Below are 18884 nucleotides of genomic sequence, written 5' to 3'. Positions count from 1 at the left end.
CTAAAAACGCCAATCCAGGTGCGAGAAATGAATTTACCGCTTCTATATTGAGTGGCGATCAACGACGGCTGGCGTTTTGAGGGTCCCGACCAGAGGACCCAGTGCGGTTGAGTTACATTGAACGAGACCACAGAGGTGGCGGGCAGTATTTCCACCAATGGTTGCGGTTGGTTCACTCCGCCATGAAGAATGAGCGCACTATCCGGCCGTGATTAGTGCGCTTTTTGGTGGCTGCCGGCCAGTAGACAGTAGAAGGCTGGCAGTACAAACAGTGTCAGCAATGTCCCGATACCGAGCCCTGTGGCAATGGTCAGGCCAATCGCAAAGCGACTCTCTGCACCGGGTCCCGCCGCCATTAACAACGGCACCATAGCGACAACCAGTGCCACGGACGTCATCAGGATAGGGCGCAACCGGATGGCCGAGGCCTCTATCACGGCGTCGAGTTTGCTGAGTTGTCGGTCGGCCTGCAGCTGGTTGGCAAATTCCACGATCAGAATGCCGTTCTTACTGACCACGCCGATCAGTGTGATCAGGCCCACCTGGGTGTAAATATTCATGGTTGCCGCGCCCATCATGATAAATGCCATAGCCCCGGCCACTGACAGCGGCACTGTGACCAGGATGATGATCGGATCGCGCCAACTTTCAAACTGAGCGGCAAGCACCAGATAAATTACCAGCAGGGAGAGGAAAAAAGTCACCATCAGGGCACCGCCCTGTTGTTTGAACTGCCGCGACTGCCCTTTGTAGTCGTAATTGAAGCCCGCCGGAAACAGCTCGGCTGCTTTTCGCTCAAGAAATGTGATGGCATCACCCATGGCGACACCGGGTTGGGTGACACCCTCGAGCGCGATGGCATTAAGCTGGTTATGCTGGGTGCGGGACGAAGGTTCGACCTGCTGCTCGAAATCCACCAGATTACTAAGTGGAATCAGGTCACCCGAATCGGCCCGGATATAGTAGTTTTTCAGATCGTCTATTGACGCCCGGGCGCTGCGCTCCACCTGAGGAATCACCTCATAGGAACGGCCCTGCATGTTAAAGCGGTTGATGTAGCCGCCACCGAGCATATTGGATAGCGAGCGACCGATATCGCCCATAGAGAGCCCCAGGTCAGCGGCCCGGTCGCGGTCGATCACAATCTTGTTGATCGGGCGATTGATCTCAATGGACTTCTGCAGGAACATGAAGTTGCCGCTGGCCATGGCGCTTCCCAGCAGCTCATCGGCCAGCGTATCAATCTCCTCATAACTTTTGCCCGAGGTAATCACAAACTGCAGCGGCAGGCCATTGCCGGCTCCCGGTATCGGCGGGCGGGGAAACACAGAAATGCGCACGCCGGGGATTCTGGACATGGCCTGCTGCATCAGGGGTTCCACTTCGAACTGGGATATCTCCCGCTCGTCCCAGGGTTTCATCTTGAAGCCACCGAACATGGAGTTGGCACTGCCTCGGCCAATCAACAGAAAGGTCTCGTCGTAACCCGGCAGTTCTTCAAAAATCTCCTGCATCTGGTTGCCGTAACCTTCCATATATTCCAGTGTTGCCGTTTGGGGTGCCGTTCCCATAAACAGCAGAATGCCCTGATCCTCTGGCGGTGCCAGCTCATTCTGGCTCAGCTGCAACATGAAATAGATGGATGCGAGAAGTACCAGCGCGAAAAAAACCACGACCCATACCGACTGCAGTACAAAAGCCAGTGAACGCTGATAACCGCTGGCGAGCCGGTTGAAGCTGCGCTCGACAAATCCCTCGAAGCGGGACGGGTTGCCGTGGGGCTTGAGTATCTTGCCGGATATCATGGGGGAGAGCGTCAGGGCGACCACCCCGGATATCAATACGGCACCTGCCAGCGTGAAGGCAAACTCGGTGAACAGGGAGCCAACCAACCCGCCCATGAAGCCGATCGGTGCATAGACAGCTACCAGGGTGGTGGTCATGGCAATAATCGGAGTTGCCATTTCCCTAGCACCGTTCAGTGCTGCTTCAAAGCGACTTTCGCCGTTTTCGATATGGCGGTGAACGTTTTCTACAATAATAATGGCATCATCCACCACCAGCCCAATGGCCAGCACCATTGCCAGCAGTGTCAGCAGGTTGAGCGAAAAGCCCAGCATCAACATGATCAGTGCACCGCCAATCAGCGATAGCGGTACGGCTATGGATGGAACAATGGCTGCCCGCAGGGAGCCTAATGTCAGAAAGATCACCAGCAGGACGATAATCACCGCTTCGCCCAGCGTCTTGATGACCTCCTTGATGGAGCTGTCGATAAATTCCGAGGCATCGTAGGGCAGTTCCACCAGCATGCCTTCGGGCAGCTGTGATCGAATATCCGGCAATTCAGCGCGTACCAGTGCGGCAACATCCAGAGGGTTGGCGCCCGGTGCGATCTCGATGGCGATGTAGGTTGAGGGCTTGCCTTTGTAGTTATTGATGGAGTCGTAAGTCTGTGATCCCAGCTCGCTGCGGGCGATATCGCCGAGACGAATGATACTGTCGTCGGTCTGTTTAATGACCAGGTTGCGGAATTGCTCCGGATTGTTGACGTCGGTGTTGCTGGTCAGGTCGATACGCACCAGTTCGTCCCGGGTGCTGCCAATACCGGCGAGATAATTGTTGTTCAGTAGAATCTCGATCAGGTCGCGCGGGGTCATGTCGATTGCGGCCAGTCGCTGCGGATCAATCCAGACCCGCTGGGCAAAGGTTCTGCCCATCAATTCGGCCTTGCCAACCCCGGCCAGTGCCTGCAGTCTCGGCTGCACCTGTCGGGTAAGGTAGTCAGTGATCTGTGGAACCTTGATGGTGTCGCTGTAGAAAGCGATATACATCAGCGCGGTACTGTCCCCGGTGGTGGAGCTGATCACCGGGTCTCGCACGGCCTCCGGCAACACATCCCTCTTCGAGGCAACCTTGGCTTGAATTTCTGCCAGTGCATCATTGGCGTCGTAGTTCAGGACCATTCGGGCCTCAATGGTCGAGATGCCCTGCTGGCTGGTGGAAGATAGGTAATCTATCCCCTCGGCCTCAGCAATGGCCTGCTGCAACGGGATGGTCACGAAACCCTTGACCAGTTCTGAGTCCGCCCCGGGATAGGCCGTGGAGACCGTTACCGTTGTGCTCTCCAGCTCCGGGTACTGACGGACCTCCAGTTCAAGAATTGCGCGCAACCCCATCAGAAGAATGAGCAAGCTGACCACGGTGGCCAGCACCGGTCGGCGAACAAAAATATCCGTAAAACGCATCAGTTGGCAGCCTTGTCGGAGGTCACCGAGTCGACAATCTCAACGGCCTGGCCATTGCGCAGTCGCAGCAGGCCGGTGGCAACCACCTGTTCATCTTTCTTTACACCGCTGGTGACAGATACCCTGCCGTCCCGGACTTCACCAGTAGTGACACTGCGCCGCTGCACTGCTTTTCGCTGATCTTCTCCAGACTCGATGACAAACACAAAGTCGCCATAGGTGTTGTAGGAAATTGCCGTGCGCGGCAGGGTGAGTACCCGATCCTGCTGGCCGCGATAGGTACTGACATTGGCAAACATTCCCGGTCGCAGCCGATGTTCCGGGTTGGGTAATTCGGCGCGCACGGTAAGGGTTCTGCTTTCTGTGCTGACGGATGTCTCCAGGGCCAGCACTGCGCCAGTGAACAGTTGTCCTGGATGGGCGGCGACACGGACTTCAACCCTGTCCCCCACGCTGATGCGAGGAAGGTCCCGTTCGGGAATTGTAAAATCCACATAGATGGGATCGAGCATGCTGAGCTGGACGATGGGGGTGCCCACTTCAAGAAACTGACCGAGGTCGACCATGCGCAGCCCGATAATGCTGTCGAAAGGAGCACGGATACGCTTCTTGTTCAAAATAGCCTGTTGTTCGTGAACCCTGGCCTCAGCGGCTTCCAGGGTGGCTTTTGCTTCGTCAAAGGCTGACTGCGAAATGGTTTTCCCCCGGATCAGGTTGGAATAGCGCTCGAATTGCTGAAGGGCCAGCCGCTGTTCGGCTTTCAGGGTTTCCAAAGCGGCCTGATCAGTATCGGTGTTGAGTTTCAGAAGCAGATCACCGGCGCTGACCTGCTGGCCGGATTCAAATTCAATGTGCTCAACCACACCCGCCATTTCATTGGCAATCCGTATACCGTTGACTGCCCGAACGCTACCAATTGCCGAGAGCGACTGCGGCCAGGAATCTTCCACCACGCGGGTTGCCTCTACCACCGAGGGTGGCGGAGCCTGGCTCATCAGGGTTTGCTGCTGCTTTATCTGTTGCATTTTCCAGGCGAACAGGCTGCCCAGAATCAGGGTTAGCACGACAATAACAGTTATCAGTCTGGCGGTAGTTTTCATAGGATCAACGAACACTTTTGTAAGGCGGGTGTCGGGAAGGTTAGAACATCCGGCACCACGAAGGGTAAGCAAACATTTTACACAGATATGTACGCTTGGCGATAAACGCTCGTCCAATTGTTTTGTCTTATGCAAGATCAGTCAGATTCAACCATAATCAACCAGATACAACCATCAATAGAAGGATGTTTTATGTTATTCAGGCAGTTATTTGATAACACCTCCTCCACCTATACGTATCTGCTGGCCGATGAAACCACCCTGCGGGCGATTCTTATCGACCCCGTGTTCGAGCAGGCCCAGCGGGATATGGCACTTCTGCGGGAGCTTAATCTGTCACTGGCGCTGGTGGTGGATACCCATGCCCATGCCGACCATGTGACAGCAGCCTGGTTATTGCAGCAAAAGACTGGTTGCCAGATTGCTTCGGCAAAAGTGATCGGCGCGGAGCACGTCAATCTCGCTCTGGAAGATGGGCAGGTTTTTGGTGTTGACGGTATTCAGCTGAAAGCCCTGTCAACCCCCGGGCACACCAATGGCTGCATGAGCTATGTGCTGGAAGATCAGTCAATGGTTTTTACCGGCGATACGCTGTTGATACGCGGCTGTGGCCGCAGTGATTTTCAAGAGGGCAGTGCCCACAACCTGTTCCACTCGATCACGGAAAAGCTCTTTAGTCTGCCCGATCACTATATGGTCTATCCCGCACACGATTACAACGGCAGAACCCAGAGTACCATCGGTGAAGAAAAAGCCTTTAACGCCCGTGTCGGCGGGGGTGCCGACGAGCATGACTTTGTTGAATACATGCATGCCATGAAACTGCCGCACCCCAAGAAAATTGACGAGGCAGTTCCCGCCAATCATCGCAGTGGTTGTCCGGAAAATGGTTTGTTGCCGGAAGAGCCTGATTGGGGTGATATCAAAGTGACCTATGCCGGTGTCCCGGAGGTGGATATTGACTGGCTGCAGTCCCACCGTTCAGAGGTCACACTGCTGGATGTGCGGGATATCGATGAGGTTCGCTCGGATAATTCTCCAGTTCTCCAGTCTGACCTGCTAATCCCCCTGGACAAACTTCGGCAGCAGGTAGCAGATGTACCGAGCGAGAGGCCGGTAGTGGCCCTGTGTCGGTCCGGGCGACGTTCAGCGATGGCCGTATCGATTCTGACTGAGGCCGGCATTCAGCAGGTCGCCAGCCTTCGGGGTGGCATCATTGCCTCTCTGTAGGGTGTTCAGTCAAGTCTGCCCTTGCTAGACTACTTATTCTATTATGATATATGCATATAACTAAATTTAAGTGGCGTCTATCCCGTCATTCAAGTGAAAAGGTTTGGTATAAAAACAGGAGGCCCTTGTCATGAGTAATAAAGACCCACATCACGTGCAGCCCGAAAAAACCTATTCCGTCCTGATTGTCGGTGGCGGTGCCGGGGGTATTGCGGTGGCGGCCAGCCTCCACAAACGTGACCGAAAACTGGAAATAGCCATTATTGAACCGTCGGATACACACCATTATCAGCCCGGATGGACCATGGTGGGTGGAGGCGTCTTTAGCCCGGAAATCACGGCCAAGGCGATGGCCAAGGTGATGCCCGATTTTGTCACTTGGCATCAACAACAGGTTGTATCCCTGGAACCGGATCAGAATTGTGTAACGCTCTCGGATGGCACGGTTCTGGGGTACAAGGCTCTGGTGCTTGCTCCCGGGCTGGAACTGAACTGGGCTGGCATTGAGGGGTTGAAGGAAAGTCTGGGACAAAATGGTGTCACCTCCAATTATCAGGAGGGTATGGCTCAATACACCTGGGAAATGGTCCAGCGACTGAAAAAAGGCACTGCGTTGTTCAGCCAGCCGCCAATGCCTATTAAATGTGCCGGTGCCCCCCAGAAAGCCCTGTACCTGTCATCGGATCACTGGCGTCGCAATGATGCGCTGGATAACCTCTCGGTTCAGTTCCACAATGCTGGCGCAGTGTTATTTGGTGTGCCGGAATATGTGCCGGCATTGCAGTCGTATATCGACCATTACGGAATTGATGTCAATTACCAGAGTAACCTGGTCTCGGTTAACGGTCCTGCTCAGAAAGCGGTGTTTCGCATTTTGGATACCGAGGGTGTTAGCCAGGACCGGGAAATCAGCTTTGATATGCTTCACGCAGTCCCCCCCCAGCGGGCACCTGCTTTCATCCGCGAATCCAGCCTGGCTAACGAAGCCGGCTGGCTGGATCTAAAGAGCGATACGCTCCGTCATAGCCATCATGAAAATATTTTTGGCCTGGGGGACGTCAGCGGCACAACCAATGCCAAAACCGCCGCTGCCGTTCGCAAGCAGGCACCCGTGGTGGCCGAAAACCTGATCGCCCATCTCAATGGCCAGCCGCTGACGGCTGAATATCTCGGCTATGGATCTTGTCCGCTCACCGTCGAGCGGGGCCGGATTGTCCTCGCTGAATTCGGCTATGGCGGTGAGCTACAGCCGACTTTTCCGACCTGGGTGAATGACGGCACTAAAGCCACCCGGGCAGCCTGGTGGCTAAAGGCAAAACAACTGCCGATGCTCTACTGGCAAGTCATGTTGAAAGGCCATGAATGGCTGGCAAAACCGAAAAAACTGTCGCAATAAAAGTGGGCACAGGAGAGAAGGATACTAACCATGAATGCACTGTTTGACAGCCTTACCCCGGTTACGGATGAGGTGCTCACCGCCGTTGCCCATATGCCGACGGCAAGCTTGCCGGTGCTGATGGATGAAACGTTTTCCCGGCGACTGCGTGATGCCGATTTGATGCGCATTGCGGTATTGCTGGCGAAGAAAAGTGATGACGAGGGCGGCTGCCCCATCGGTGCGGTGATCGTCGATAATGTCACGCGCCGAATCGTTGGGAAGGGCCACAATACGCTGGTGCAGGAGAATCACCCCTACAACCACGGTGAAACTGCGGCGATTCGTGATGCCGGACGGCTGGATTTTAGCCGTACCACTCTGTTCACTTCACTGAGTCCCTGTGACGTTTGTGCCACTTTGCTCCACATGCGCGGTTTTGCCCGAGTGGTGGTGGGCGATGTCAGCAATGCCTCGGGTGCTGAGCGGCTGCTGCGCAGCAAGGGCGTACAGGTGGATATTCTGGAGGACCCGGTGGGTGTTGTACTGTATGCACGTTTTCGGGCCGAGCAACCTGTGCTGGAGTCGGAGGATTGGCTGGGGCTTGCCGCGACTCACAAATGTTGAGGCAGTCGGAACCGAAATAAAGGGGGGATAAAAAAACATCAGCCTCTCGTCCACGTCCTGTTATGTATGGAAGGTATTATTGCAAACAGCTGTGTCAGGTAATTTTACAATGTGGGTGCGAAGAATAACCATAGTGTACGATAACATGCTGTAAATTAAATATTTTTATCCGATTGGCATAATTTATGCATAAAAATACATCGACCACTTGTTTAGCTTTTTTTGGTTGAGCTTTTTGAAAGTACCGCAAGGATTAAAGTGGTGCGGATTAATTAATTGAAACATGGAGAATTAACATGTCATTAGCACTTAGAAGCAAGATTTCCTCTCTTTTGCTGGCGTCGAGCTTACTTTTCGTTGGTGGGAATGCCTCTGCCGCCTTGCTTGATGCCTTTGAGAACGGGGGGTTCGAAGGGTATACAGGAAATACAAATTCATTCAATTCCGATGTCCCGCCCGGCTGGACAACCACTGAAGGGACACCGGATGTGTTTAATGCCAGCACGAATTTCCGAGGCTTTACCTGGAAGGCCAGTAGCACTGGCGGTGATTTTCTACATGGCATTGGCTGGGACGGCAGGGCGGGATCGCCTTACGTCGAAAGTGCTCTGCAGGTTGGTCTGGGTGGATTGGTTATTGGGCAGCAATACGAGATCTCGTTTGAACAGAGTATCAGCCACAGTGATTTTTCTGAAGCCGGAGGCTACTGGGAAATTATCTTTGGAGCGGAATCGCAGAACGCTGCACCGATGGAGTTGCCCACCTTCGGTGAAGCTGCTGACTGGATCTGGCAGACGTTGATCTTTACTGCGACCAGTGAGATTCAGACGCTCGAAGTTGTTGCACACAGCACGTTTGGTGATCGGGCTGACCTGGGCATCGATAGCTTCTTTCTGGGTGACCCTGGAACCAATCCTGATAACCCGGATACGCCCACCGACCCCACTCCTCCAACCGCATTGCCAGTACCGGGTTCTCTTCCATTACTTGGCCTGGGACTGGGTGCACTGCTGTTGGTGGCAAGAAGGCAGCGCCAATCCTGATGGCTACGCTTTGGGTCAGCTATGAAGCGATGACAGCTGGCCCATCGCTGCTTTCTTTGCCGGTACGCTAATGAATACTGGGCTGAGCTTGGCACCTACTCCTTGAGCAAGTCAGGTTTTGCGAAAGGCAAGCGTATAGCAGGTATCTCCATTTATCCTCCCGGATTATCCGGGGGGATCCCTTAATATTATTCACCGACTCTTCGCAAACCTCTGTCCTTAATAAGTAACTGGCTTTTGCCGTATGCTGTTGCCCAGTGGCTAAGCGAGCAGGTCATGGGGTCATTGGCTGAATTCCAATATACTGGGCTTTCACCTGTAGAGAAATGTCCATGAGCGCGAACCCTTTGGTCGATGTGATCATTCCTACCTGCAATCACGGGCCGACGGTTTTGCGAGCCGTAGAAAGTGTTCTTGGTCAGACTTTTCAGAATTTTAGAATAGTGATTGTTGGTGACGGGGTTTCTTCTGAACATGCCGCGCTGATTACACAATTGTGTTCAGGTGATGCAAGGATACAGTTTGTCGCCAACCCGAAGGGGGCCGGCCATGGCGAGGTGCACCGTGCCAGAGTGCTGGAGGATTCCCACGCAACCTTTGTTTGTTATCTTGGCGACGATGACCTGTGGCTTCCGCATCATCTGGAAACGTTGGTGCCTCTTCTTGAAAAATACGATTTCGTGCACACGCTGCATACTGAGGTTGCCATTGACGGAACCATCAGTGCGAATGCAGGCCGCATTGATGACGTCGAGACCCGTAGACGCTTGCGGCTCATATGGAATTACTTCGGTCCGACCTGTGTGGGTCACAGGATGGATGCCTACCGCCGTCTCCCTTTTGGGTGGCGGCCCCGTCCCGACGGTATGCCCAGTGACCTCTATATGTGGCAGCAGTGGATCGCTTTACCTAATTGTCGTTTTTATGCCAGCCCGTATCCCACAACCCTCCATTTTGCGAGCCCATCCCGCCAAGATATGTCTTTGGGTGAGCGATGTGCAGAGCTCGATCAATGGAGTCAGCGGTTACGTGAAGAGAACTTTTCAGTATGGTTGCTGCGGGAAGTGATGGCGGATTGGCAGCGCAGATTTCTTCCGCCGGTTTCATGGCGGGCATGGATTCCACAGCCTCTCCGGAGGGTTTTAAAGCTGATAATTCGCGATTTGAGAAAATGGATTGAAAAGGAATAAAAATGACCATTGAAAGCATGTCGATAGGTATAGCCGGCGTGTCTAAGTTCACGCTGAAGACCCATGCGGATAACCGGGGTAGTCTGACGGAATACTTTCGAGGCTGCTGGTTGAGTGACTACCAGCCGCTTCAGTGGAGTGTCACGAAGTCCAACCGGTATGTGCTTAGAGGGATGCACGTTCATTTGTGGCGTTGTGATTATCTTTTTGTATTGAGTGGCGAAATGACGCTCGGTCTATGTGATGTCAGGCCTGAGTCTCCCACCTTTATGAAATCATGGCTCGGTTCTGTCAATTTTGAGCAGCCCCAAATCTGGCTTATTCCACCGGGCGTCGCCCATGGTTTTTATACCCCGGGAGATTGTATGTACCTCCTCGGGACATCCACATATTGGTCAATCGATGATGAGTTTAGTTGTTTATGGAATGACCCGGATCTGGATTTGTCCTGGGGTGTAAAGGCCCCCGAGCTATCGTCGAGAGATGCCAATGCGGGCTCTTTAGCGCAACTGGTGCGTGAGATCCGTGGTTTAAAATCGGCGTTTCTGAAAGCACCATGAGTTTGCGCACTGGATTGCGAATTGGCCTGGTTGGCTGTGGTCGTTGGGGAAAAAATATTTTACGCGATCTGCTCAGCCTTGATTGTGAGGTTCATGTGGTCGCGCAAGATCTGGAAAGTAAAGGCAATGCACAGGAAAACGGCGCTCACGAAATCGTGGAGAGGTTGTCGATGCTGGAGCACGATCTGGATGGCTATGTCGTTGCGGTTCCCACAACCTGCCATCGGGAGGTTGTTGAGCAGCTGATCCCCCGGGGTAAACCGGTGTATGTTGAAAAGCCCCTGACGAGCGATACAGCGGATGCAGCGAAACTGGTTGATTTGGGCCGGGGCAGGCTTTTTGTTATGGACAAATGGCGTTATCACCCAAGTGTTAACGCGATCAGGGATATTATAGGCTCGGGCCATCTAGGCCGACTCCGGGCTTTGAGCCTGCGGCGTAGCCAGTGGGGGAGTGTCCATTCGGACGTTGATCCGATCTGGATTCTTTTGCCGCATGACCTGAGTATCGTGCTTCACCTGCTCGGTGATATCCCTGAACCGCTCTTTGCCACTTGCCTGGGTGAAAAAGACTGGTTGAGTGCCTTGACGGTATATCTGGGAAAAGAGGTCCCCGTCAGTATTGAGGTCTCGAGCCTGAGCGCTCAGCATGAACGCATTCTGGAGGCTGTTTTTGATGAAGGGACTGTCACCATGAAAGATGACCAGCCCGGTCATCTTCTTATCCGACGCGTGGCCAAACCCGGTGGGGAAATCGAGTTGCAGGACGTTGATGGATCCTTACCACTCTTGTTGGAGCTTCAAGCTTTTCTTGATTTTCTGTGTGGAGGTGAGCCGCCCATGAGTAGTGTTGAAGAGGGGCAGTTGATTGTACAGCGGGTTGAGCAGTGCCGGAGGTTGGCCTTGGGGCGGATTGGCTCAGGAGAGTCTGAGTCGCCGGTCAATCGATTGAAGTAATAAAAAGGGCTGCATTTCTGCAGCCCTTTGTTTTATGTGACTCCTCCTGCTGGGCCAAAACCAGTGGCCCAATGATTATCGCCAATAGATATTATCCATAAAAGAGCTTTGTCATACGAGTTTCTAGCGTGATGCGCGTGGACGTACATAAAGATGGTACTTTGGCCTAAATTACTCATCTACACACTTCAAAGCCCCAGTAGGGCACTTGGCAACGGTCGCGCGAATGTTATCGTCTGGCTCTTGACTAGTATCGATCACCATGTTGCCGTCAATCACCTTAAAAACTTCTGGTGATCTTTTCACACATTCGCCTGTATGTTTACAGATATCGCCGTCAAAGGTGACTTTCATGCTGGTTAACCCCCTTATCAGTTTATTGTTATCCAAGGCTTGCCGGGCAACAAATGAGCTGCCACTAGTAAATATAGGGTTCTTGGCAATAAATTCCAGTCCTTGCCCATCACTCTTAAATCACGGATAAATAGGCGTTCGGTAGTCGGATGACGTTATCATCGGGCTAGGGCCTAACTGTGTGGGATTTTTTGTGCCTGCCGTATATATAATTACTACATAATTTCTGAGATTGATGTATAGATTTTTAAATGGGCTATTTCTTTTATTAACCTTGGCGCTGCCTGATCTAAAGGAGCTTGTCGTTAGATTTTCAAGGTACTTACAGCTTATCTCTTCTATGCTAAATCGTAACAATTCTTATCAGTGGTTTTATTCTGACAGTCAATGAGTCATGAGTAAGAAAAAGTGTGATCCCAGGAATTATAGAATTTTTTGTTTGTCATAATTCTGAAAACAAATTCATAAAAAAGGGTATATATAATGTATCGACTCATCTACAAGAGCCGGAGTACTACTCCTCTTAATTGGGCTTTAGTTGAGGATATCACCATGTCCAGTGAACCAAGTAACGATGCGGCTGGCATTTCAGGTGTTCTGCTGGCGAGTGAAACGCATTTTCTGCAAGTAATAGAGGGTAAGTTCGAGGATGTAAACACACTTTTTCGGCGTATCTTTCGTGATGACCGGCACAGCGAGATAAGTATTATTAGCTTTTCTGTGATTGACGCTCGGCTCTTCCATGGTTGGGGGATGCGTGGTATTGGTACTTTCAATCTTAACAAGGAGATCGAATCAAAACTGGTAGAAAAGTACGGTGCTGAAGAGGGTGGTATACGCTTCCCCCTGGAAGAGTGGAAAACGTTATCGCTGATCAATGATATCAAGTTGACGGGAGATTTGCCGCCTTGGAAAATATGAGCAACAAAATATCTAAATTGCTACGGTAGTATCCTTTTATCCCTGCTGGCCAGCTTATTGTAGCAACAGCACTCTCCCCAAAAAAAAGTATATCCCGGCCACTTTTCATGGTCAGGGATTGTTATGTCTGTTAAAAATGGACTTTTATTTGACCCAAAAAGTGCTCTAAGGGAGGAGGCTGGCATAAACAGGGGCTGTATTTCTGTAGCCCCATATTTTGGGTCTGCCTGCTGGGCTCGAACCAGCGCCTGCTTGACCGGGTGAATACTGACGAACATGAGGCTAACCGCTGTGACTAGCCAATGGTTGCAACTGACACGCCGCTTTGCATCGCGCACGGGAACGGCCAGCGTTAGGGTAAGGTGTTAGTTCGTCGGGATTCTTATGTCTGTTATCAATCAGCTTGAAGCAGCATTTAATGCGTTCGCCAATTTTATGTGGAGCACGCCTTTGGTTGTGCTTTTGGTGGGTGGTGGCATTGGCTTGATGCTGTATTCGCGTTTTCGTCCGTACTACCATCTGGGTCATTCGCTGGCCCTATTACGTGGGTGCTATAACGATGAGCACGACCCGGGGCATGTTTCCCATGCCCAGGCCTTGAGCACGGCTTTGTCGGGCACGCTCGGTCTCGGCAATGTTGCCGGGGTTGCGATCGCCATCAGTGCGGGTGGGCCCGGTGCGGTTTTCTGGATGTGGGTGACGGCCATTATCGGTGTAACAACCAAGTTCTATACTGCGTCGCTGGCGGTGATGTATCGAGGCAGGGATTCAAGCGGTGTACTTCGTGGGGGTCCAATGTACGTGATAAGGGAGGGGCTGGGTAAGTGCTGGTATCCCCTGGCTGTTTTATTTGCCGTAGCCGGCGTGCTTGGGACATTACCCTTGTTTCAGACAAATCAGTTGGTCAGCCTATTGCGTGAGGTCGTGGCAATACCGATAGGTCTTGCTACAGAAAGCCAGCATATGACGTTTGATATCACTGCGGGCGTCGTTCTGGCCATTTTGGCCCTGCTTGTCGTACTGGGGCGCATCGAACGCATTGGCAAGTTAACGGTGCGACTGGTACCAAGTATGTTACTGCTTTATATCGGCATGACACTGATTGTGTTAATACGATATTGGCGGGATATCCCCGAGGTATTTATGCTTATCGTCAACGACGCGTTCAACGGCGCCAGTGTAGCAGGTGGCGCTCTGGGAACCGTCATCATGATTGGTGTGCGTCGCGGAGCTTTTTCCAATGAGGCGGGTATTGGCACGGAATCTATGGCCCATGGTGAAGCTAAAACCGGCGAGCCAATACGCGAAGGTGTCGTAGCCATGACCGGCCCGATTATCGATACGCTGATTGTTTGCTCATGTACCGCATTTATGATTCTGCTGACAGGCGTTTGGCAAACCGGTGGCGACATGGAAGGTGTTGCACTCACTGCTGCAGCGTTAGAAAAGGTTTTCCCTCATAGTGGTATTTATTTGCTTTTGCTGATGGTTGCGTTACTGAGCTTTTCGACCATCGTCACTTTCTGGTTTTATGGCTCCAAGTGTGTTGGATTTTTACTGGGTGCAGACAAAGCGCGTTACTATACGCCGCTCTATTTGCTCATGATTGTCGTAGGCGCAGTCACCACGCTTGAATTGGTCAACGGTTTATTAATTGGTATGTATGCGATGATGGCTATACCAACGATGGTTTCTACCTTTTTGTTAGCGCCGCGGGTCAACGAAGCGGCGCATCATTACTTCCGTAAAATGGACAGTCTGGCTCAATAATGGCTACCCAGGTTACACGTCCTGATCACTTGATAGACTTGGCGGTAGGCCAGCCAGATCCGGATTTGTTACCGATTGATTTGTTTCGCTCACTGTCGGTTGAACAACAAAACCTGGCTTATGGCGAGCAGGCCGGTGACGAAACATTCCGGCAGGTGCTGTCTGCATGGCTGTCAGAAGATTACGAACAGCCGGTCAATGCTGAACAGCTATTGCTAACGAACGGATCGTCCAATGGGCTCGATATGATCTGTTCACAATTGAGTAAACCCGGGGCAACGATTCTGGTAGAAGACCCCAGCTATTTTATTGCACTTAAATTATTTAAAGAGCGCGGCTTCAACGTTGTTGCCTTGCCGATGGATGAAGACGGTGTCGAACTACAGGCGCTAGAACAGGCCATACAGAAATATAAGCCTGCATTTTTTTATACAATTCCCAGTTTTCATAATCCCTCAGGTATTACGCAGTCGCATAGTCGGCGGCAAGGTATAGTAAAACTGGCAGCCCAAACGCGATGCCCTGTTGTTGCCGATGACGTTTATCAGTCGCTTTACTTCGGTCAGAAACCCCCTGCACCCTTGGCGTGTTATGACGATAACGCGCCTGTTTTATCTGTAGGCTCTTTTTCAAAAATCCTTGCACCCGGATTGCGGCTTGGCTGGGTTCAGGGTTCCGGTGATATTTTTCACAGGCTCAAGAATTCGGCGTTACTGCAAAGTGGCGGCGGCTTGGCACCTGTCACTTCGGCATTGGTTGGACCTTTGATTGCCAATGGTGAGTTTCAGAAGAACCTTGAGTATTTGCGGCAAATCTATGCAGCCCGATCTGAATTGCTCTTTGATGGACTAATGTCGACTATTGGCGACAAGATAAGTATCAATAAGCCCAACGGCGGGTATTTTTTATGGGCAAGTTTTGTTGATAGGCGAGATGTCGCTGCAAAGCTTGGTGAGGCCAGGCAAGCTGGTGTTAGCTTTTTACCCGGTAAGATTTGTTCAGCCAATGCTCAATTCCTCTCGAGTATGCGCCTGTGCTTTGCATGGTATCCGCAACAGCAGCTCATGACTGCTTCCGAACGTCTGGGGTTGGTATTCTCTTAAGCTCTTAACTAGCGGCGCGTTTACCAATTGTTGCGTCGTCTAAGTGCTTAGGCGAATCACAAGAAGACTTATCGGCTTTGCCGTGAGGGGCTGGATTGGCCGTCCGCATTCATCCTTGAGATATCAATCAGACACCCTTGGCGTTTGCCTCTAACCCTCCGACTTGGAACCATTGATTCAACAGTAACGGACATTACCAGGTGGCAGTTGGATTAAATACTGGAGACGGGTCAGCCAGGGTAGCCACTTCAAGAGCAGAGAAACGGTTGTAGGTTAATAAATTGAAGCAATAAAAAAGGGCCGCATAGCTGCAACCCTTTGTTTTATATGGCTCCGCCTGCTGGGCTCGAACCAGCGACCCAATGATTAACAGTCATTTGCTCTACCAACTGAGCTAAGGCGGAACGGTCAAGAGGCGCGTATCTTATAGATCGACTTTGGGGTAGTCAACCCCTGCCGGGACCCCGCCGCCGGGGCCTTTTCTGGCGTATAATACGCGGTTTTCTGCACTGATTCGGAGCGATTCAAACGTGTCAAAACCCTTTACGGTCAAGAGCCCCTACCAGCCAGCGGGCGACCAGCCCGCAGCGATTGAGAAACTGGTGGCCGGGCTTGAAGCGGGACTGGCGGCACAGACGCTGCTGGGGGTCACCGGTTCGGGCAAGACATTTACTATTGCCAATGTGATTAGCCGGGTACAGCGTCCCACCATTGTGTTGGCGCACAATAAAACGCTGGCAGCTCAGCTCTACGGCGAACTTCGGGACTTTTTTCCCGACAATGCGGTGGAGTATTTTGTTTCCTACTACGATTACTATCAGCCCGAGGCGTATGTGCCTTCATCGGATACATTTATCGAGAAGGATGCCTCAATTAATCAGCATATCGAGCAGATGCGCCTGTCGGCTACCAAAGCACTGATGGAGCGCAAGGATGTGATTGTCGTCGCGACCGTGTCGGCAATTTACGGTTTGGGTGATCCGGAGTCCTACCTGAAGATGGTCCTGCATCTGGTGCGGGGTGACCGGGTGGATCAGCGCGCTATCCTGCGACGCCTCGCCGAGTTGCAGTACACTCGAAACGATGCTGTATTTCAGCGCGCCACCTATCGGGTGCGGGGCGATGTGATCGATATTTATCCAGCGGATTCGGACAGTGAGGCCGTCCGGGTCGAGTTATTTGACGATGAAGTGGAAAATCTGTCGACGTTCGATCCGCTGACCGGTGAGGTGTTTGGTCGGGTGCCCCGAGTCACCGTTTACCCGAAATCCCATTATGTGACACCGCGTCAGACCATACTCGATGCGATGGAACACATCAAAACCGAGCTGGCGGAGCGACTGGAGCAGTTGCGCTCGGTGAGCAAGCTGGTAGAGGAGCAACGCCTGCGCGAGCGCACCCGCTATGACTTGGAAATGATGCAGGAGCTCGGCTACTGCACCGGCATTGAAAATTACTCACGCTATCTCTCGGGCCGGGAACCCGGTGAAGCCCCACCCACGCTTTACGATTACCTGCCCGCAGATGCCCTTATGGTGATTGATGAGTCCCACGTGACGATTCCCCAGTTGGGCGGTATGTACCGGGGTGATCGCTCGCGAAAGGAAACCCTGGTGGAATATGGTTTCCGGTTGCCCTCGGCGCTGGATAACCGCCCGATGCGGTTTGATGAATGGGAGCGATTGGCGCCACAGATGATCTTTGTCTCCGCTACTCCGGCCAAGTATGAGGCGGAAAAAACTGGGCAGGTAGTGGAACAGGTGGTCAGGCCCACCGGGCTGGTGGATCCATTGATCGAGGTTCGTCCGGCAACGTCCCAGGTGGATGATGTGCTTTCGGAAATCAGCCGCTGTGTGGCCAATGAAGAGCGCGTGCTGATTACCGTGCTGACCAAGCGGATGGCGGAAGATCTCACCGAGTATCTCGCGGAAAACGGGGTTCGGGTCCGCTACCTGCACTCGGATATTGAAACGGTGGAGCGGGTGGAAATTATCCGCGACCTGCGGCTCGGTGAATTTGATGTGCTGGTGGGTATCAACCTGTTGCGGGAGGGGCTGGATATGCCGGAGGTGGCACTGGTGGCCATCTTTGATGCCGATAAGGAGGGATTTTTGCGCTCCGAGCAGTCGCTGATCCAGACCATTGGCCGGGCAGCGCGAAATGTGGCGGGCCGTGCCATTCTCTATGCGGACAAGGTTACCGGCTCCATGCAGCGGGCCATGGATGAAACCGAACGTCGTCGGGACAAGCAGATTGCTCACAATCTGGCCCATGGTATTTCACCCAAGGGCATCTATAAATCGGTGGCGGATATTATGGAAGGAGCCCGAATGATCCCCGGTAAAGGGGGACGCAAGGTGGCGGATGCGCAGACCACTTATCAGTCACCCAAGGACAGGCCGATAGTCAGCAGCGGTGATGTGTGGCGTCAGATAGCGGCACTGGAGGACAAGATGTTCGAACACGCCAAGAACCTGGAGTTTGAGGAGGCGGCCCGACTACGTGACGAAGTGGGCCAGCTCAAGCGATTGGCGGACGGTATTGCCTGACTATTGCCTGACGGACATTGCTGCCCATCGGTTCTTCCTCAGAAGTTTTTGACGCGTTCACACTTGCCGGCGTACCGCATCTGACGGCCTTTATGGCCCCCCTGGTTGACATTAAATCCGAATTCTCCGATGCCGGTGTTAAGCATGAAGTCACCGGTAAGCGGCTTCAGAATGAACATCATTGACTCATTTTTGGCAGTGATACTCCGGCCTGATCGTTCTGTTATTTTGAGATCAAAGGTCCCCGATGCATCTTTGTTATCACCATGAAGCCGGAAATTATCACCATCAATGGTTATTTCCAGGTCGCCACCATCCGTGCTGACACCTGAGCCGGTTGCTATCTGATAGATATGAACATACCTGCAGAGATGGAGTTCTTTATCGTTTGCGTACAGGTTGGCGCTCATCAGCAGTGACGCACACAAGGTAACGAATATACCTTTTTTCATAATGACCAAGCCTTTTATCAAGTTGATGGGCTCCCCGGTGTTTGGGGGCTCAGTTGCTAAACACACTAACATGTTAACGCACTGGATCAGGTCTGTATGCGGGTGTGGGCGTTTTGTTGATAAATGGCGCTGTCTGGGATCCTGGCTCCCCAGCTGGTTGGTGGGTGTGGTGGTGGACATTAAATATTAAATAATTAACATTAAGTAAATATTTTATCTATTTGATAATAAAGATTTATATTTTTATTTTCTTTTTGCAGGCAAATAAAAAAAGCCCACCGGTGTCGATGGGCTTTCTATTTGGTAGGCACGAGTGGATTCGAACCACCGACCCCCACCATGTCAAGGTGGTGCTCTAACCAACTGAGCTACGTGCCTGCTGACTTGCTGTGATCAGGAAGGCGCG

15 protein-coding genes and 2 tRNA genes are annotated in these 18884 nt (G+C 52.3%); 11 read left to right on the top strand and 6 right to left on the bottom strand.

What is annotated here, in order from left to right:
* Positions 1–212 precede the first annotated feature (212 nt).
* Together U740_RS10375 and U740_RS10370 are read right to left on the bottom strand one after the other, a co-directional pair.
* Positions 213–3248: an efflux RND transporter permease subunit gene (locus U740_RS10375; protein ID WP_036860619.1), complete on the bottom strand. Its 3036-nt coding sequence runs from the start codon at positions 3246–3248 to the stop codon at positions 213–215.
* Positions 3248–4348: an efflux RND transporter periplasmic adaptor subunit gene (locus tag U740_RS10370; RefSeq protein WP_036861943.1), complete on the bottom strand. Its 1101-nt coding sequence runs from the start codon at positions 4346–4348 to the stop codon at positions 3248–3250. Before U740_RS10370 ends, U740_RS10375 begins: the two co-directional genes overlap by 1 nt.
* Before the next feature lie 192 nt (positions 4349–4540).
* On the opposite strand from U740_RS10370, the gene U740_RS10365 reads away from it, so the two are divergent.
* From U740_RS10365 to U740_RS10335, 7 genes are all read left to right on the top strand, one after another.
* The gene (locus U740_RS10365) at positions 4541–5578 is read left to right on the top strand and encodes an MBL fold metallo-hydrolase (protein ID WP_036860618.1); all 1038 of its coding nucleotides are present in this window, start codon (positions 4541–4543) and stop codon (positions 5576–5578) included.
* A gap of 130 nt (positions 5579–5708) precedes the next feature.
* Positions 5709–6974 carry an NAD(P)/FAD-dependent oxidoreductase gene (locus U740_RS10360; protein ID WP_051921443.1) on the top strand — a complete coding sequence of 422 codons (1266 nt, stop codon included), beginning with the start codon at positions 5709–5711 and terminating at the stop codon, positions 6972–6974.
* A 30-nt stretch (positions 6975–7004) separates the two neighbouring features.
* Positions 7005–7580, top strand: a complete 576-nt coding sequence (locus U740_RS10355; RefSeq protein WP_036860617.1) for a nucleoside deaminase — start codon at positions 7005–7007, stop codon at positions 7578–7580.
* Between the two features lie 296 nt (positions 7581–7876).
* Entirely contained in the window at positions 7877–8623 is a 747-nt protein-coding gene (locus U740_RS10350) for a PEP-CTERM sorting domain-containing protein (protein WP_036860615.1), read from the top strand.
* Between the two features lie 326 nt (positions 8624–8949).
* Complete coding sequence (locus U740_RS10345) at positions 8950–9813, top strand: glycosyltransferase family 2 protein (RefSeq protein WP_081890918.1); 864 nt, start codon at positions 8950–8952, stop codon at positions 9811–9813.
* Positions 9814–9815: 2 nt separating this feature from the next.
* On the top strand, positions 9816–10373 hold the full coding sequence (locus tag U740_RS11915; RefSeq protein WP_051921441.1) for a dTDP-4-dehydrorhamnose 3,5-epimerase family protein: 558 nt from the start codon (positions 9816–9818) through the stop codon (positions 10371–10373).
* Positions 10370–11329: a Gfo/Idh/MocA family protein gene (locus tag U740_RS10335; RefSeq protein ID WP_036860610.1), complete on the top strand. Its 960-nt coding sequence runs from the start codon at positions 10370–10372 to the stop codon at positions 11327–11329. The genes U740_RS11915 and U740_RS10335 overlap by 4 nt, the downstream gene beginning before the upstream one ends.
* Before the next feature lie 171 nt (positions 11330–11500).
* Here the strand turns inward: U740_RS10335 and U740_RS12310 are convergent, their stop codons facing one another.
* The gene (locus U740_RS12310; RefSeq protein ID WP_036860608.1) at positions 11501–11683 is read right to left on the bottom strand and encodes a (4Fe-4S)-binding protein; all 183 of its coding nucleotides are present in this window, start codon (positions 11681–11683) and stop codon (positions 11501–11503) included.
* Between the two features lie 483 nt (positions 11684–12166).
* On the opposite strand from U740_RS12310, the gene U740_RS10325 reads away from it, so the two are divergent.
* From U740_RS10325 to U740_RS10315, 3 genes are all read left to right on the top strand, one after another.
* Positions 12167–12604 (top strand): BLUF domain-containing protein, encoded by a 438-nt coding sequence (locus tag U740_RS10325; protein WP_036860606.1) that lies wholly within the window; start codon positions 12167–12169, stop codon positions 12602–12604.
* Between the two features lie 384 nt (positions 12605–12988).
* Positions 12989–14374 (top strand): alanine/glycine:cation symporter family protein, encoded by a 1386-nt coding sequence (locus tag U740_RS10320; protein ID WP_200877078.1) that lies wholly within the window; start codon positions 12989–12991, stop codon positions 14372–14374.
* Positions 14374–15477, top strand: coding sequence for an aminotransferase-like domain-containing protein (locus U740_RS10315; protein WP_036860604.1), 1104 nt, complete (start codon positions 14374–14376; stop codon positions 15475–15477). Before U740_RS10320 ends, U740_RS10315 begins: the two co-directional genes overlap by 1 nt.
* Positions 15478–15805: 328 nt before the next feature.
* On the opposite strand, the gene U740_RS10310 is transcribed toward U740_RS10315, so the two are convergent.
* Positions 15806–15881 (bottom strand) — tRNA-Asn (locus tag U740_RS10310).
* A 126-nt stretch (positions 15882–16007) separates the two neighbouring features.
* On the opposite strand from U740_RS10310, the gene uvrB reads away from it, so the two are divergent.
* A complete protein-coding gene (uvrB, locus tag U740_RS10305) occupies positions 16008–18026 on the top strand; it encodes an excinuclease ABC subunit UvrB (RefSeq protein ID WP_081890917.1) in 2019 nt (672 codons plus the stop codon).
* 38 nt (positions 18027–18064) lie between these two features.
* Here the strand turns inward: uvrB and U740_RS10300 are convergent, their stop codons facing one another.
* Complete coding sequence (locus U740_RS10300; RefSeq protein WP_036860599.1) at positions 18065–18478, bottom strand: hypothetical protein; 414 nt, start codon at positions 18476–18478, stop codon at positions 18065–18067.
* Positions 18479–18779: 301 nt separating this feature from the next.
* A tRNA-Val gene (locus U740_RS10290) sits at positions 18780–18856 on the bottom strand.
* Between the last annotated feature and the right edge of the window lie 28 nt (positions 18857–18884).

The sequence above is a fragment of the Porticoccus hydrocarbonoclasticus MCTG13d genome (genome assembly GCF_000744735.1).
Lineage (GTDB): Bacteria > Pseudomonadota > Gammaproteobacteria > Pseudomonadales > Porticoccaceae > Porticoccus > Porticoccus hydrocarbonoclasticus.
Note: the sequence above shows the minus strand (reverse complement) of the source record. Positions and strands in the feature narration are given on the sequence as shown.